The organism is Curtobacterium sp. VKM Ac-2861, from assembly GCF_013204965.1.
In the GTDB taxonomy this organism is placed as follows: Bacteria; Actinomycetota; Actinomycetes; order Actinomycetales; family Microbacteriaceae; genus Curtobacterium.
Map to the genome: position 1 here is coordinate 109,743 of NZ_JABMLA010000002.1, position 15,160 is coordinate 124,902.

The following is a 15,160-nucleotide window of genomic DNA, read 5'->3' on the forward strand; positions in this document are numbered from 1 at the left end:
AGCGCCCGGACGCCGGTCCCACCCACCTGACCGGCGTCCGGGCCCTTGCTCGTCGCGACGCGAGCAGCCCGGCTCCACCGCCAGCGCCCGTCCGACCAGCGCCACGCACCACGCACCATCCCCGAACCCGTCGCCTCCCCCGGCGTTCCTCCGACAGGAGTCCCATGACGACCGCACCGGCCCAGCCAGGGGCCACCGTCACCCCGACCAAGCCGAAGGCCGTCGTCCGCGTCGGTGACCGGGTGTTCTCCGCTGCCTCGGTGATCGCCGGCGGCCTCATCCTCTTCGTGCTCGTGCTCGTCGCGGCGTTCCTCGTCTGGCAGAGCATCCCGGCGTTCGCCGCCAAGGTCGGCGACCTGCCGAACAACGCCACGAACTTCTGGGACTACGTCGGCCCCTTGGTCTTCGGCACCGTCTGGTCCGCGCTCATCGCGCTCGTGATCGCGGTCCCGCTCGCACTCGGCATCGCCCTGTTCATCTCGCACTACGCACCGCGACGCCTCGCGCCGGTGCTCGGCTACGTCATCGACCTGCTCGCCGCGGTCCCGTCGGTCGTCTACGGCCTCTGGGGCATCGTGGTGCTGGCGCCGTTCGTGAAGCCGTTCTACGGCTTCCTGAACGAGTACCTCGGCTGGTTCCCGCTCTTCTCCGGCCAGGTGTCCGGCACCGGCCGTACCATCCTGACCGCATCGATCGTCCTCGCCGTGATGGCGATCCCGATCATGACGGCCGTCATGCGCGAGATCTTCCTGCAGGCGCCCACGCTCAACGAGGAAGCCGCCCTGGCCCTCGGTGCGACGCGCTGGGAGATGATCCGCCTGTCCGTGCTGCCGTTCGCGAAGTCCGGCATCGTCTCCGCGATCATGCTCGGGCTCGGACGTGCCCTGGGCGAGACGATGGCGATCGCCCTGGTGCTGTCGGTCTCGACGAACGTCACCTTCCAGATGCTGACCTCGCAGAACCCCTCGACGATCGCCGCGAACATCGCGCTGCAGTTCGCCGAGGCATCGGGGACCGCCCTGAACGCCCTGATCGCGACGGGCCTGATCCTGTTCGTCATCACCCTGGTCATCAACATGCTCGCGCGGTACATCGTCCGCACGCGGGTCAGCTGAGAGGTCGCACCCGATGTCCCTCGCGCTCCGTCACACCGGCACCGCCGGCAACGTCTACGCCAACGGCAAGCTGCACCGCTCGGTGCCGTGGCTGCTGCTGGTCGGCAGCTGGGTCGCCCTGGTGGCCGTGTTCGCCCTGCTCAACGCCGGCGGTGCGGTCAAGGACTTCAACGTCGTCGCCGCGCTGTTCCTCGGCACCGTCCTGTTCGACGTCCTGATCGTGGTCGTCTCGCGCATCGTCGAGGGCGGTCGTCAGGCCGTCAACCGACTGGTCACGTCGCTCGTCATCACCGCCTTCGTCATCGCGGTCCTGCCGCTGGTGTCGCTGCTCTGGACCGTGATCGCCGACGGCCTGGCCCGCTTCGACGCGAACTTCTTCTCGTACTCGATGCGCGGCGTGATCTCCGAGGGTGGCGGCGCGATCCACGCGCTGGTCGGCACGCTCGAGATCACCCTGTTCGCGGCGCTCATCTCGGTGCCGATCGGGCTGCTCACCTCGATCTACCTGGTCGAGTACGGCCGCGGCGCGCTGGCGAAGGGCATCACGTTCTTCGTCGACGTCATGACGGGCATCCCCTCGATCGTCGCCGGTCTGTTCGCGTACTCGCTGTTCGCGCTGTTCCTCGGCCCTGGTGCCCGCTTCGGCCTGGTCGGCTCCGTCGCCCTGTCGGTGCTGATGATCCCGATCGTCGTGCGCTCCACCGAAGAGGTGCTGAAGATCGTGCCGATGGAGCTCCGCGAAGCGTCCTACGCCCTCGGGGTGCCGAAGTACCTCACGATCCTCAAGGTCGTCCTGCCCACGTCGCTCGCCGGCATCACCACCGGCGTCATGCTCTCCATCGCCCGCGTCATCGGCGAGACGGCTCCGCTGCTCGTCACCGCCGGCTTCACCGCGAGCATGAACTACGACCTGTTCAAGGACCCGATGATGACCCTGCCGGTGTACGCGTACACGCAGTACTCGCAGCAGGGCGCCAACCCGCAGCCGTTCGTCGACCGTGCCTGGACCGCCGCGCTGGTGCTCATCCTCATCGTGATGGCGCTCAACCTGCTCGCCCGGTTCGTCACCCGACTCTTCGCCCCCAAGCTCTCGCGCTAGCGAACCCACTTCCCCACCCACCAGAAGGATCAACGTGTCCAAGCGCATCGAGGTCGACGGCCTCAACGTCTACTACTCGAAGTTCAAGGCGGTCGAGGGTGTCGACATCACCATCGAGCCCCGCACCGTCACCGCCTTCATCGGCCCGTCCGGCTGCGGCAAGTCCACCTTCCTCCGCACCCTGAACCGCATGCACGAGGTCATCCCCGGCGCATGGGTCGAGGGCTCGGTCAAGATCGACGGCGACGACCTGTACGGCCCCGGGGTCGACCCGGTGCTCGTGCGTCGCCAGGTCGGCATGGTCTTCCAGCGTCCGAACCCGTTCCCGACGATGTCCATCAAGGACAACGTGCTCGCGGGCGTGAAGCTCAACAACAAGCGCGTCTCGAAGTCCGAGGCCGACGACATCGTCGAGCGCTCCCTGCAGGGTGCGAACCTGTGGAACGAGGTCAAGGACCGCCTCGACAAGCCCGGCATGGGCCTGTCCGGTGGGCAGCAGCAGCGTCTCTGCATCGCCCGTGCCATCGCGGTGCAGCCCGACGTGCTGCTGATGGACGAGCCCTGCTCGGCGCTCGACCCGATCTCCACCCTGGCCATCGAGGACCTGATCGGCGAGCTCAAGAAGGAGTTCACGATCGTCATCGTCACGCACAACATGCAGCAGGCGTCGCGCGTCAGCGACAAGACGGCGTTCTTCAACATCGCCGGCACCGGTGCGCCGGGCAAGCTCATCGAGTTCGACGACACCGCCACGATGTTCTCGAACCCGTCCGTCCAGGCCACCGAGGACTACGTCTCGGGTCGCTTCGGTTGATCGCTGTCCGTCCGTCGTGCTGACGGACGACCGGGAGGCCCGGTGCACGTCCGCCACGGACGCGCACCGGGCCTTCGTGGTTGCGCTGGGCGCGGGGGCCGTGCGGGGTGCGTGCGTGCGCATGTTCCGACGATCCACGCGTCGATCGTCTCGTGGTTCGTCGCTCGATGCGCACGCAGACGGTGCGTGCGCATGTTCCGACGATCCACGCGTCGATCGCCTCGTGGAACGACGAAAGGTGCCCACGCATCGATCGCGTGAGCACCTTCCGGGGAGGGTCAGGCCGAGGTGGTCGGGACCGCCATGATCGGCGTCGTGGTCGGCTGCTCCGAACCACCGGCCGGCTCGACCGTCATGCCGATCGTCGCACCGTCGGACATCGAGCCCTTCAGCACGGCCGAGTGCACGCCGTCGGCGACACCGTCGACCAGGCCAGCCGACTTGATCGTGCCGCCCTCGTTCTCGGAGCCGATGTACCAGAGCTCGTACGTCTTGCCCTTCGGCGCCTGGGCGACACCGTCGAGGATCACCGCGGACTTGCCGAGGTCGCTCGACCACACGACCGTGGCCGTGCCGCCGCCCTCGACCTTGGTGGTGCTGCGTTGGAAGTCCGACGCGGCGTAGATGCGGTCGAGGCCGCTCGATGCCTGCGTGGTGCCGGTGCCCGGTCCGTCGGCCGGACCGTTCGCGACGCCGACCCCCAGGCCGACACCGAGGAAGACCACGGCGACCGCAGCCGCACTGGTGAGCATGGCTGCCGGACGCTGGAACCAGCGGCGGCGAGCCTCGGAGGTCGCCCGGCCACCGGTGGTGGAGCCGTCGGCGATCGAGGCGACGTGCCTGGCGGGCTCGGGACGGGCCTCCTGGACGGAGGTCGTGTCGACGGCAGGAGCCGTCTCGGCCAGTGGTGCAGCCTGCGGGGTCGTCGCGATCTGGGCCAGCAGCGACGCGCGGAGCGACGTCGGCGGCTCGATCGGAGCGGCAGCGAAGGCCAGCTGCAGCGCGGTCTCGCGCAGCGAGTCGGCCTCGGCCTGGAGTTCGGGCGACGTCGTGAGGACGTCCTCGAGGAGCATGCGCTCATCGTCGGACAGCGCGTCGAGTGCGTAGGAACCCGTCAGCAGGGCGGGGTCGTCGTGTCGTTCGGTCATGAGGTCACCCCCATCTCGTCTCGGAGTCGGATCATCCCGTCACGGAGACGGGTCTTGACGGTGCCGATGGGGACACCGAGTTGTTCGGCCATCTCGCTGTGCGAGAAGCCTCCGTAGTACGCGAGCTGCACGGCCTGCCGCTGGAACTCGGTCAGCTTGGCCAGGGCCCTGCCGACACGTTCGTGTTCGATGCGGATCTCGACCGACTCGGAGACCTGGTCGAAACCGGACTCGAGGTCGCGGATACCGATCTTCGTGTCCCGGTCGTGCGAGGCCTGCGACGCCCGGACCCGGTCCACCGCTCGGCGGTGCGCCATGGTCAGGACCCAGCTGGAGGCGGTCCCGCGCTTCCGGTCGAACCGGGTGGCTTGTTGCCAGACTTCGAGGAAGACCTCTTGCGTGACCTCTTCGGACTGGGCGCGGTCCCGGAGGAGCCGCGTCACGAGTCCGAGGACCCGGCCGGAGAGGGCGTCGTAGAGGTCCGCGAAGGCGGCTTGGTCACCGGAGGCAACCCGCGCCAAGAGGTCGTCCGGCGATGCCTGGGCTGGCTCTGACGAGCTCCAGCGTTCGGTGTCGCTATCCACGAGGGCAAGCATTGCAGGTTTCCCTCCTCTCGGGTGCGTCGGCGACCGGTTGTGGCCGTTCTGTCAGGGGTGCTGCGTGATGCGGTGGTGCTGGTGGTGCTGTGCTGCGGTGGTGCTGTGCTGCGGTGGTGCTGTGCTGCGGTGGTGCTGTGCTGCGGTTGGAGCTGTGCTGCGGTCCCGCCCCGGGTAGGACGAAGCCGCCGCGTCGTGCGGAGACGAGAGGCCAGCGTGACCCACAGGGAATTGACCGGCGGATACCGGTCCGGGTCACGCCGGGCCTCTCGCGTTCGTGACGGTCATCAAGTCCGTCACGCTGATGATTCGGCGCGGTGCCCGTGGTGGATTGGATCGGATGCCGAGAAGTTGTCGGGACGCCGCGTCCGGGCCGTCTGCCGGGCACGCCCGGGTCCGGATCTGTCCACCGAGAGTGAACAGGGCAGCAGACTCAGCCGACGCGTCGTAGAGTTGGTCTCGCCGGGCCGCAGCAAGCCCCGGGCTCCAAAATTCGCCGCTTCGAGCGGCCTCGCGCCGAGAGGCGCTTCTGCGGCCCGGTCTTTCTCTGCCGTCTTGCGTTCGGTCCGGTCTCGCTTCGTCTCGTCTCGCTTCGTGAGCAGAAATGGTCGCTTGCATCGTTGCGACCCGACATCTTCTGCTCACCATGCGCAGCCAGCCGGGAGGCCCGGTGCGGGTCCGGCGCGTTCGCTCGCTAGTCCAGGCTCTCGCGACGCCAGAGCGCCGCCGCCTCGGTCAGGTCGGCCGCCAGCTCCGTGAGACGGAGCGCCCGCCGCGTCAGTTCGCTCGCGCGGCCGGTCGCGGTCAGGTCGGAGTCGTCCGCCACGGCAGTCGCACCGGCCGCGGTCAGCCGGCAGAACGCCGCCCCACGGTCGAGCGCCACGGCGAAGTCGCCCGTGTACAGCCCGTGCAGGATGCGGTCCGCCAGGGTGAGGATCTCGGCAGGACCGGTCGGCTGCTCCGCCCCCGCGACCGCCTGGTCGATCGTGCCGATGCGCTCGGTGCCCCGCTGGAAGAAGTACGCGATCTCCTCCGGGTTCTGCCGGATCACCGTGCGGACGAGGTACACCCGCCACAGGGCACCCGGCAGGGTGTGCGCACCCACCCGTGCCCAGAGTTCGGCGATCGCGTCGATGCCGTGCACGTCCGTGTAGGTGACGAGCCGCTCCACCACCGCGGGGTCCGGGTCCTGACGCACCCGGTGCAGCAGCGCGTTCGCGGTCTCGTGCGCGACACGGTTCACGACTGCCGGGTCCTCACCGCCCTGGATCGCGGCGAACTCAGCATCGGTGAAGTGGACAGGACGGTGGTGATCGCGAGGCACCGCGTCAGTGTAGGCACGGCCGGTGACACGCCCGCCCTCCGTTCGCCCAGAACGCAACGGCAGCGCCGCGGGTACGGTGTCTCGTCGGGAGGCGCTCCTCCCGAACGTGAAGGAGAGGACTCCCCCATGAACCCGTTGCTCATCATCCTGGCCGTCATCGCGGTCATCCTGCTGTTCGTCGGTGGCTTCACCGCGAGCCTCAAGTTCCTGCTGTGGGTCGGCATCGTGCTGCTCATCGTGGCCGTCGTCCTGTGGCTGCTGCGGACGCTCACCGGGCGTCGCGGCTGACCCTCGACACCAGGTTCTTCCCAGAGGCCCTCACCCGCTAGCCTTGCGGGTGAGGGCCTCTAGCTCAGTTGGTAGAGCACCGGACTTTTAATCCGAGGGTCGTGGGTTCGAGCCCCACGGGGCCCACCTCAGCTGCCGTTCCGGTCCCGTTGTCTAAGATGTGGCGGATGGCACGACGACTCCTCCCCGGCATCGCGCTCGGAGCTATGGCTCTCGGCGTGAGCGGGCTGCTCGTCATCCTGCCGACCGTGTCGAGTGCTTGCCAGCCCGTCACGACGTCGTCGAGCGTCTCCTCCGCCGAGGTCTCCGACGCGATCGCCCCCGGCTCGCACGTGTTGATCGTCGGCGACTCGTACACCTCCGGCCGCGGCTCGACCAGCGGCATCGACGGGTGGGCACAGGACCTCGCGGCCGACCGGGACTGGAAGGCCACGATCGACGGCTACCCGGGGACGGGCTACGTCGACACCGGCCGCACCGGGTCCTCGCACTACACGTTCGGCCCCCGCCTCGAACGGCACGCCGCGACCGTCGATCCCGAGCTCGTCATCGTGCAGGGCAGCCAGAACGACTGGCTCGTCGACGCGTCGGTCCTGCAGGCCCGCGTCGAGAAGACCCTCCGCGACGCCGAACAGACCTGGCCGGACGCCGTCGTCGTCGCGCTCGGGCCGTCAGCGCCGTTGCCGTGGGCGAAGTCGACGGTCGGGGTCGCCTCCTCGGTCTCCGCGGGGGCGGCGGCAGCGGGCGTGCCGTACATCGACGCGCTCGCCGGGCAGTGGTTCACCGCGGCGAACAGCCCGGGCTACGCGGCGATCGACGGCGGACACCTCAACGACGCCGGCTACCAGTACCTGGCGGACCGGGTCTCGGACTCCCTCGACGCGCTCGCTGCCTCCGACGACGAACGCTGCGCCTGACCTCGGGCTCGTGTTCGGGGTACAAGTCGTCCCCAGCTGGCTCATGGCAGATCCCCTGCACACATCAGCCCGCGCACAGCCGGCTGTTGGGCTGCCGCCGATAGTGTCGTTCCCGGATCCGATCACCGGATCCTGCAGCACCGCATCACCACGAACGAACGGGGTACACCGTGATCGAGCCCATCGAAGCCACGCAGACCAGCAGCACCGGGGACGCGCGCCGCATCGTCGAGCTCGCCGCAGCGACCAACACGACGATGAGCAACGAGCTCCTGCTCGACACGCTCCGTCGCAACGCGCAGGTCACGACCCGGCACATCCGCAAGGACTTCATCGAGGTCGCGACGGCCACCGCGGTGCTCGGCTACGTCTGCCGGCAACGCAAGGACTTCATCGCCCTGCGCGGAGACGACCCGGCCTGGGCGCACGAGGTCGGCCGGTACGCCAGCGAGTCCCTCGCGGTCGAGGCACTCCGTATGCGCCGCGGCTGACTCAGCCATCAACACCGCACCCAGTCGCTCTCTGTGTAATCTTCTACACAGAGGCCTCGGGAGGGCGAGTGAACGAGATTTTTGAAGAGCGGGCTGCGTACTCGCAGGAGCGCAATACCGAACTCAAGCAAGCAATATCCGATCGAATAGCTGGAATCCAGCTACCAGGACTCGCAATCTTCACGGTTGGCTCTTACGGGCGTCTCGAGGCAAGTCGCCATTCCGATGTCGACCTATTTTTCACATATAACGATGATGACCCACACGGCACCCGTAGAACCAACGAATATCGGCTATTCGGGCGCTTAATCGACATTGTCGAAGAACTCGAGTATCCGGCACTTTCGAATGACGCTGAATTTTTGCAGTCACACCTGCTCAAGGATATGCTGAAGAATCTCGGCAGTCCGGAGGATGACCATCGAAATTACTTCACGAGTCGAATGCTGCTGCTTCTGGAGAGCCGTGCTCTTTATGGCGAAGAAGAGTATTCGAGCATCCTCGACTCCATTATTGAGACCTATTACCGTGACTACCCTCGGCATGAGGATGCCTTCCGACCGTGGTTCTTACTGAACGACATCATGCGGTTCTGGAAGACGCTTCTTCTGAATTACGAAAATAGGCGTAATGACGCACCTCAAGCTGTCCTTGTGAAGAGTCGAGTCAAGAATTTCAAGCTGAAGTACAGTCGAGCCACAACTTGCTTTGCGACGATCGCAGCAATCGGAAGCGCGCAGGAGCCAGTGACGAAAGATGCAATCAGAGCGATTGTCTCAGCATCTCCGCGGCAGCGTCTAGAGATGGTAGCTAGCGACATTCCTTCCTCAGCGTCCACGGTCGACGATGCCCTCGAAGAGTACGCGTGGTTCCTGGAGCAGACGGCCAAACCGACGGAGGATCTGCAGCAGAGCTTGGAACACCCGACGTCACGCAAGGAAATGTTCGACCGCGCGCAGAGTTACACTGAACGTCTCTACCAGATTATCCGCGAGATCGACGCCGTTGGGGACGGCAAATTCCTTCGTTCGCTGGTCGTGTAGCAGTGCCACGTTCCGTTCAGCTTGCATTCCTGGCCGAGGGCAGCCCTTCAGCAGAGTTAGAAATTCTCCGCCGACTACTCCAGCCATCGAGTACATCCTTGCCTCACTTAACGCTTCGTCATGCCCCTCGGGGACCTCGCAATTTCTGGCCGGTAGACGAGACTGCTTCAGGAACTCTCGCCTTCACCCTCGAGAACGCAACTTCGTTTGACGACCTTAATGAACCTGCGATTTCGACGCTTGTTATCGCGAGTACATCGGAACCACTCGAGCTTCTTAGCTATAAACCAGATTTCCCAACCAGTTTTCTACATTTCACCTTATACGCTGGCGAGGCCAGCCCCTTTGCCGCAAGAGCCCTCCGCGTCCTCCGCGAATTCCCGTGGCAGCTGGAGTTCGAAACCAGCCTGTTGCTCTACGGTTCAAGCCGGGAAGCGCGCGCGCAGTCGTCATCGAAACATGTCTACGGCGTCGCGCTCACTCAGCCAGCCCACGAAATCACCGATGAGCTTTTTGACAGGTTCAAAATCGCGCCTCTGCCATTCGCTGATCTGAGCGAGGAAGCGCGGTTGCTTTTGGTGTCGGCAATCGGCGAACGACTCCACCTCCAGGGCCGGAGCCCGGTAGGTGCAGTCCGCGGGGATAGCGGTTTGCAGTCGCTGACTGTATCCCCAGATACTCAACTAGCCTTCTGGTCCGACGACGAGTTGACCGCAATCACCGGCAGCGATGTTGAAGGGAGCAGAGCCCGTCAGCGACTGCGAAGTGCCATCGCAACCCCGCCAGAGCTTGCCCTCGACGTCGCGATGCTCGCGGAACGCTTCCTTGCCCGTGACGGCCTTGTTGACTTCGGTGAGCCGGCCGCCGGAAACGGAGTGCTGTTCGCAGCCGCGCGAAGGGCGGTCGGTATCGACCGCCTCAACTCTGCTCAGCTTGTAGAACTCGACGCGACATCGGCGCGTCTACTTCAGCGGAAATGGTCTCGACAAGGAACAAATGTCCTAGTCGCGGACTTCCTGCGGACCCCCCCACAGGAGCACGCGTGGACGATGCTCCTGGCGAATCCTCCATATCGTCGGTCTCAACTTGTAAGCGCTGACCTTCAGCATGTAAGGACCAAACTGAGCAGCGAGCTCGACCTGAATATCTCGGCTCGGTCGGATCTCTACCTCTACTTCATCCTCCGCGCTCATGCGTGGCTCCGCGCGGGAGCGATTGCAGCTTGGATTGTGCCGTCGGAGTTCATGGTAACGCGGTACGGTCGTGCATTGCGCGATTATTTATCAAAGACAGTCTCCCTTCTCCGTCTCCACACTTATGACGCCGCCGAACTCCTCTTCGATAATGCTCTCACATCGACCACTGTGATTATCTATCGCAAGGAGTCTCCCCGGCCTGAAGGAGAGGTCACCGTGAGTCAAGGTGGCTCCGCAGCCTCTCCAACGGATCGAAGACGACTTCCCATCAGCCAACTTCAACGCGGCGACAGATGGTCCTTTGCGAACATTACCCTGCCTGCTTCCACAACAAATCACGTAGTAAGTGACTTTTTCGACGTCTCCAGGGGCGTCGCTACCGGGGCAAATAGTCTTTTCATCCTATCGGACGAGCAATTGCTGCGGCTGGGGGTGCGCCCAGATTGGGTCCGCCCAATGGTACCTCGCGCGCGCGCCATCCCTAACGGGCTGATCAAAGCGACTGAGTCGGGAATACCGATTCCTTCGGACAGCAAATGGCTAATTGACACAGAGCTGTCTCTCTCGGAAATTGCTGAGGAATCGCCCCTTTTCGCGGACTATCTGGCCGATGTCAGCCGGAAGGTGGGGAGTCGAGCACTGGTATCAAGGCGGGCCATTCCATGGAAACAACAAAGTGTAAGGGTCGCTCCATTGCTGTTCGTCTACATGGCGAAGCAAGATTCTTCGCGGCCACGTTTCATTCGGAACCTTTCTAAGGCCGTCCACCTCAACAACTACCTCGGACTTTACCCGAAGCCGATATCCGGGCTCTTGGACCAAGCCCTAGACATCGATGATGCTCATTCAGTGCTGTTAGATCTCGCGACCAGCGTGCTATCCGCTTACGGACGCAGTTATGGTAAAAATTTGTTGAAGCTTGAGCCTCGCGAAGTGGGAGCACTACCGTTCAAACTCGAGGAATTCAGGAATTAGGACCAGACGCGGCGGATGCCCCAGGAGCCGGTCCAGGTCTCATCGGGCTCGAGCCAGCGCAGGCCCTCACCGGAGTTCAGTGCGTTGGCCGGAGCGGTCATCGGCTCGACCGCCACGGCCAGACCCTTCCCGTCGCCGCGGGGGTACTCCCGAGAGGTGAACACCTGCACGTACGGGAACGACGCGTCCTGCCAGAGCTGCACGCCGTCACCCTCGGGGCCGTGCAGCGTCGTGTGACGGACCCCGTCGGCATCCGGGGTGATGTCGGAGTACGCGGTGTCGAGATCCGCGTCACCGGCACGCAGTCCCCGTCGCAGGTCGAACGAAGTGCCCTCCACCGACACGGACCCGTTCGGCACCTTCTGCTCGTCGACGGTGAAGGCGGTGGCGGCGTCGAGCGTGACGACGAGGTCGTCGGCCGGGGTGTCACCGGCGCGCAGGTACGGGTGCGCCCCCACCGCGAAGGGTGCGCGGGCCCCGGAACGGTTCGTGATCTCGTGCGTCACCCGGATGCCGTCGTCGACGAGCTCGTGGTGCACTCGGGTCTCGAGCGTGAACGGCCAGCCGTGCTGCGGGTGGATCGTGGCTTCCTGCACGATCCCCGTCTCGGTCTGCGACACCACACGGTACGGCGCGAAGCGGAGCAGGCCGTGCGACGCGTTGCCGTACTTCGGCTCCGAGACGTCCAGCTGCTGCCGCTTGCCGTCGAGTTCCCAGACCCCGCCGGCGACGCGGTTCGGCCACGGTACGAGCACGATGCCGTTGGCGCCGGGCGGCTGCTCGGTGACGGGGAACGGCTCGGTCAGGTCGAAGCCGGCGACGCGGAGTTCTCGGATGCCGGCGGCGACCTCGGTCACGACGGCCTCGACGACGCCGTCCGGTCCGGCGTGGTGCAGGCGGTACTGGCCACCGGTGGGTGCTGCGGTCATGGGGTGTGGTTCCTTCCGGCTGTGTCCTCGCCGTCCGCGACGACGACCTCGACGCCGGCCGCCCGGATCGTGGCGACCGCGTCGGCTTCGGCCTCGGCGGTGACGACGACGTCGATGTCCTCGAGCGCGCGGACGACCCCGATGTGGGCCCGGCCGAACTTCGACCCGTCCGCGACGACGACGGTACGCCGAGCCGTGGCCGCGAGCACCCGCTTCGCCTCGGTCTCGGGCAGGTTGACGTTGGTCAGACCGTGCGCGACGTCGACACCGGTGCCACCGAGGAACACGACGTCAGCGGCGATCACCGGCAACAGGGTGTTGTTGAACGGTGCGACGAGCGAGTGCTGGAGCGGTCGGAGGGTGCCGCCCGTGACGATCACCGTGAACCGCGGCACGGCGCGCTCGAGGGCCAGCGCGGTAGTCAGCGAGTTCGTGACGACGGTGAGGTCGGACAGCTCCGTGCGGGCGACGAGCGCCTCGGCGACCGCTGCCGGGGTGGTGCCGACGTCGAGCACGACGCACTCGCCGGACCGCACGAGCGCTGCGGCCGCGCGGCCGATGGCGGCCTTGGCCACCTGGTGCTCGACGGCGGTCTCCTCGAAGGGGCGCTCGGTGGACCCGGCCCCGAGGCGGACCGCTCCGCCGTGCACCCGGCGGATCCGGGCCTCCTGGTCGAGGACCGCGAGGTCCTGCCGGACCGTCACCTCACTCGTGCCGAGCGACGCGGCCAGCGCGGCGGTCCGGACCATGCCGGGCGCGCCCTCGACGATGGAGACGATGCGGTCCTGCCGCAGCGGCGCGGGCAGCGATCCGGCCAGGAAGGAGAGGTCGTCGTCGGTCACGGCTCTAGTTTCGCTTGCTTCCGAAGTCTTTCGCAACGCTTCGGATCGGCGCTAGGCTGTTCCGGTGATCACCAAGCGCGTGACGAAGCTCGCGGACGGCCGCGACCTGTTCTACTTCGACGATGCGGACAGCACCCTGCCCGCTGAGCGTGCCATCGACGAGCGTGCGCTCGACCCTCGGCCCGAGACCGCGCGGATGCGCCAGGACGTCCTGACCGGCGAGTGGGTCTCCATCGCCGCGAGCCGGCAGAACCGTGCGTTCCTGCCGCCGGCCGACCAGGACCCGCTCGCGCCGCAGACACCGCAGAACCCGTCCGAGATCCCGAGCACCTACGACGTCGCCGTGTTCGAGAACCGGTCACCGTCGTTCGGTCCGCTGCTCGAGGCCGATGACGCTCCGTCCTCGCTCCAGTCCTTGTCCGACGTCGGCCTGAACCGGCAGCTCCGCAGCGTCGGCCGGTGCGAGGTCGTGTGCTTCTCGCCCGCGACCGAGGGGTCCTTCGCGTCGATCTCCGAGTCGCGTGCCCGCACCGTGGTCGAGGCCTGGGCGGACCGCACCGCCGCGCTCTCCGCCATGCCCGGCATCCAGCAGGTGTTCCCGTTCGAGAACCGCGGCGAAGCGATCGGCGTCACGCTGCACCACCCGCACGGGCAGATCTACTCGTACCCGTACGTCACGCCCCGCACGCAGCGTCTGCTCGACTCCATCGAGCGCTTCGGGCCGGACCTGTTCGAACAGCACCTGGCGAACGAGCGGGCCTCGGACCGGGTCGTCCTGCAGGGCGAGCACTTCACGGCCTTCGTGCCGTTCGCCGCACGCTGGCCCATCGAGATCCACATGCTGCCGCACCGCCACGTCCCCGACTTCGCCGGCCTGACCGAAGCCGAGAAGGACGAACTGGCCCACATGCACCTGCGCCTGACGCGGGGCATCGACGAGCTCTACGGCGACCCGACCCCGTACATCGCCGCGTGGCACCAGGCGCCGGTGCACGTCGGGCGGGACACCGTGCGGCTCATGCTGCAGATCACGTCGCCACGTCGGGCGGCGGACAAGTTGAAGTTCCTGGCCGGCAGTGAAGCCGCCATGGGTGCCTGGATCGGGGACCTCGTGCCCGAGAAGGCAGCCGAGTTCATCCGACAGGGAATCGAGCGAGCATGACGTTCCAGCAGGTCTACGGGTACGAGCCGGCGGTGCGGTACTCCGCCCCCGGCCGGGTCAACCTGATCGGTGAGCACACCGACTACAACGACGGGTACGTCCTGCCGTTCGCGATCGACCGGCGCACCACCGCGTCGATCGCCCCGCGGCCGGACCGTGTGCTGCGCGTCTCGTCCGCGTTCGACGCCGACACGGTGCTCGAACTGTCGCTCGACGACCTCGACCCGTCGAACATGACCGGCTGGTCGGCGTACGTCTTCGGCATCGCCTGGGCACTCCGCGAGCAGGCCGGCGCGGACCTGTCCGACAAGACCGGGTTCGACGTCTTCATCGAGTCCGACGTCCCCGTCGGGGCCGGCCTGTCGTCCAGCGCCGCGATCGAGTGCGGCGTCGCGCTCGCCTTCAACGACCTGTGGGAGCTCGGGCTCGACCGCAAGACCCTCGCCCGCGTGGGGCAGTACTCCGAGAACCACGCCGTCGGCGCACCGACGGGCATCATGGACCAGTCCGCGTCACTGCTCGGCGAGCAGGACGCCGTCGTGTTCCTGGACTGCCGCACGCTCGACACCGCCGTGGTCGACCTGGCGCTCGAGGCCAACGGGCTCGAGGTCCTGGTCATCGACACCCGGGTCGAGCACGCCCACGCCACCGGTGGGTACGCAGCTCGTCGGGCCTCGTGCGAGAAGGGTGCGCAGGTGCTCGGTGTCGAGGCCCTGCGTGACCTGAGCGTCGATGACCTGCCCCGTGCGCAGGAGCTGCTCGACGACGAGACCTTCCGCCGCGTGCGCCACGTCGTGACCGAGGACCAACGAGTCCTCGACACCGTCCGGACGCTGCGCGAACAGGGCCCGCGGGCGATCGGCTCGCTGCTCGTCGCGTCGCACGAGTCGATGCGCGACGACTTCGAGATCTCCGTGCCGGAGCTCGACCTGGCCGTCGCGACCGCCGTCGAGCACGGCGCCGTCGGTGCGCGGATGACCGGTGGTGGGTTCGGTGGTGCGGCGATCGCGCTGGTCGACCGGGAGGCCCGTGGCGCGATCACCGAGGCCGTCACCGCCGCCTTCGCAGCCGCCGGGTACCGCGAGCCGAACGTCTTCACGGTGCACGCCGCGCAGGGCGCCCGCCGCGACTGAGCCTGACCGGCGGAGTTTCGCGCTCACCGACACGTCACGCGGCGCACGGCCCGTGAGGTGTCGCTGACCGCGAAACTTCGGCGCAATC

The 15,160-nt window shown here is 66.7% G+C and carries 15 protein-coding genes and 1 tRNA gene; 11 read left to right on the plus strand and 5 right to left on the minus strand.

Annotated features, from left to right (window positions below; genetic code table 11):
- Positions 1–164: 164 nt before the first annotated feature.
- The 3 genes from pstC to pstB are packed head-to-tail and all read left to right on the plus strand — an operon-like array spanning position 165 to position 3,028.
- Complete coding sequence (gene pstC, locus HQQ88_RS05290; RefSeq protein WP_111085280.1) at positions 165–1,115, plus strand: phosphate ABC transporter permease subunit PstC; 951 nt, start codon at positions 165–167, stop codon at positions 1,113–1,115.
- 13 nt (positions 1,116–1,128) lie between these two features.
- Positions 1,129–2,214 (plus strand): phosphate ABC transporter permease PstA, encoded by a 1,086-nt coding sequence (gene pstA / locus HQQ88_RS05295; RefSeq protein ID WP_173168864.1) that lies wholly within the window; start codon positions 1,129–1,131, stop codon positions 2,212–2,214.
- Between the two features lie 34 nt (positions 2,215–2,248).
- Positions 2,249–3,028 (plus strand): phosphate ABC transporter ATP-binding protein PstB, encoded by a 780-nt coding sequence (pstB, locus tag HQQ88_RS05300; RefSeq protein WP_123293274.1) that lies wholly within the window; start codon positions 2,249–2,251, stop codon positions 3,026–3,028.
- Positions 3,029–3,306: 278 nt separating this feature from the next.
- Here the strand turns inward: pstB and HQQ88_RS05305 are convergent, their stop codons facing one another.
- The 3 genes from HQQ88_RS05305 to HQQ88_RS05315 all read right to left on the minus strand — a co-directional run bounded on the left by HQQ88_RS05305 (position 3,307) and on the right by HQQ88_RS05315 (position 6,096).
- The gene (locus HQQ88_RS05305) at positions 3,307–4,176 is read right to left on the minus strand and encodes an anti-sigma factor (RefSeq protein ID WP_173168865.1); all 870 of its coding nucleotides are present in this window, start codon (positions 4,174–4,176) and stop codon (positions 3,307–3,309) included.
- The gene (sigK, locus tag HQQ88_RS05310; RefSeq protein ID WP_123340923.1) at positions 4,173–4,772 is read right to left on the minus strand and encodes an ECF RNA polymerase sigma factor SigK; all 600 of its coding nucleotides are present in this window, start codon (positions 4,770–4,772) and stop codon (positions 4,173–4,175) included. The genes HQQ88_RS05305 and sigK overlap by 4 nt, the downstream gene beginning before the upstream one ends.
- A 694-nt stretch (positions 4,773–5,466) precedes the next feature.
- Entirely contained in the window at positions 5,467–6,096 is a 630-nt protein-coding gene (locus HQQ88_RS05315) for a DNA-directed RNA polymerase subunit beta (RefSeq protein ID WP_173168866.1), read from the minus strand.
- A 126-nt stretch (positions 6,097–6,222) separates the two neighbouring features.
- Here HQQ88_RS05315 and HQQ88_RS05320 point away from each other — a divergent pair, with 126 nt between their 5' ends.
- From HQQ88_RS05320 to HQQ88_RS05345, 6 genes are all read left to right on the plus strand, one after another.
- Positions 6,223–6,384, plus strand: coding sequence for a DUF2207 domain-containing protein (locus tag HQQ88_RS05320; protein ID WP_146249745.1), 162 nt, complete (start codon positions 6,223–6,225; stop codon positions 6,382–6,384).
- Positions 6,385–6,437: 53 nt separating this feature from the next.
- Positions 6,438–6,510: transfer RNA gene (locus HQQ88_RS05325), tRNA-Lys, on the plus strand.
- Positions 6,511–6,551: 41 nt separating this feature from the next.
- Positions 6,552–7,301 (plus strand): SGNH/GDSL hydrolase family protein, encoded by a 750-nt coding sequence (locus HQQ88_RS05330; RefSeq protein ID WP_173168867.1) that lies wholly within the window; start codon positions 6,552–6,554, stop codon positions 7,299–7,301.
- 170 nt (positions 7,302–7,471) lie between these two features.
- Complete coding sequence (locus HQQ88_RS05335; protein ID WP_111085292.1) at positions 7,472–7,792, plus strand: hypothetical protein; 321 nt, start codon at positions 7,472–7,474, stop codon at positions 7,790–7,792.
- 68 nt (positions 7,793–7,860) lie between these two features.
- A complete protein-coding gene (locus tag HQQ88_RS05340; RefSeq protein ID WP_173168868.1) occupies positions 7,861–8,835 on the plus strand; it encodes a nucleotidyltransferase domain-containing protein in 975 nt (324 codons plus the stop codon).
- A gap of 98 nt (positions 8,836–8,933) precedes the next feature.
- A complete protein-coding gene (locus tag HQQ88_RS05345; RefSeq protein WP_173168869.1) occupies positions 8,934–11,006 on the plus strand; it encodes an Eco57I restriction-modification methylase domain-containing protein in 2,073 nt (690 codons plus the stop codon).
- On the opposite strand, the gene HQQ88_RS05350 is transcribed toward HQQ88_RS05345, so the two are convergent.
- Both HQQ88_RS05350 and HQQ88_RS05355 read right to left on the minus strand, forming a co-directional pair.
- Positions 11,003–11,935, minus strand: a complete 933-nt coding sequence (locus tag HQQ88_RS05350; protein ID WP_173168870.1) for an aldose 1-epimerase family protein — start codon at positions 11,933–11,935, stop codon at positions 11,003–11,005. The two genes, HQQ88_RS05345 and HQQ88_RS05350, sit on opposite strands and share 4 nt — an antisense overlap.
- Positions 11,932–12,777: a DeoR/GlpR family DNA-binding transcription regulator gene (locus HQQ88_RS05355; RefSeq protein WP_173168871.1), complete on the minus strand. Its 846-nt coding sequence runs from the start codon at positions 12,775–12,777 to the stop codon at positions 11,932–11,934. Before HQQ88_RS05355 ends, HQQ88_RS05350 begins: the two co-directional genes overlap by 4 nt.
- 64 nt (positions 12,778–12,841) lie before the next feature.
- On the opposite strand from HQQ88_RS05355, the gene galT reads away from it, so the two are divergent.
- Positions 12,842–13,939 carry a galactose-1-phosphate uridylyltransferase gene (gene galT, locus HQQ88_RS05360; protein WP_123340927.1) on the plus strand — a complete coding sequence of 366 codons (1,098 nt, stop codon included), beginning with the start codon at positions 12,842–12,844 and terminating at the stop codon, positions 13,937–13,939.
- Positions 13,936–15,072 carry a galactokinase gene (gene galK, locus HQQ88_RS05365; RefSeq protein WP_173168872.1) on the plus strand — a complete coding sequence of 379 codons (1,137 nt, stop codon included), beginning with the start codon at positions 13,936–13,938 and terminating at the stop codon, positions 15,070–15,072. The genes galT and galK overlap by 4 nt, the downstream gene beginning before the upstream one ends.
- Positions 15,073–15,160 lie beyond the last annotated feature (88 nt).

Excerpts from the sequence above, each read along its gene's own strand:
- sigK (WP_123340923.1), bottom strand. The coding sequence starts at position 4,772 with ATGCTTGCCCTCGTGGATAGCGACACCGAACGCTGGAGCTCGTCAGAG.
- HQQ88_RS05305 (WP_173168865.1), bottom strand. The coding sequence starts at position 4,176 with ATGACCGAACGACACGACGACCCCGCCCTGCTGACGGGTTCCTACGCA.
- pstA (WP_173168864.1), top strand. The coding sequence starts at position 1,129 with ATGTCCCTCGCGCTCCGTCACACCGGCACCGCCGGCAACGTCTACGCC.
- pstC (WP_111085280.1), top strand. The coding sequence starts at position 165 with ATGACGACCGCACCGGCCCAGCCAGGGGCCACCGTCACCCCGACCAAG.
- HQQ88_RS05350 (WP_173168870.1), bottom strand. The coding sequence starts at position 11,935 with ATGACCGCAGCACCCACCGGTGGCCAGTACCGCCTGCACCACGCCGGA.
- HQQ88_RS05320 (WP_146249745.1), top strand. The coding sequence starts at position 6,223 with ATGAACCCGTTGCTCATCATCCTGGCCGTCATCGCGGTCATCCTGCTG.
- HQQ88_RS05330 (WP_173168867.1), top strand. The coding sequence starts at position 6,552 with ATGGCACGACGACTCCTCCCCGGCATCGCGCTCGGAGCTATGGCTCTC.
- galK (WP_173168872.1), top strand. The coding sequence starts at position 13,936 with ATGACGTTCCAGCAGGTCTACGGGTACGAGCCGGCGGTGCGGTACTCC.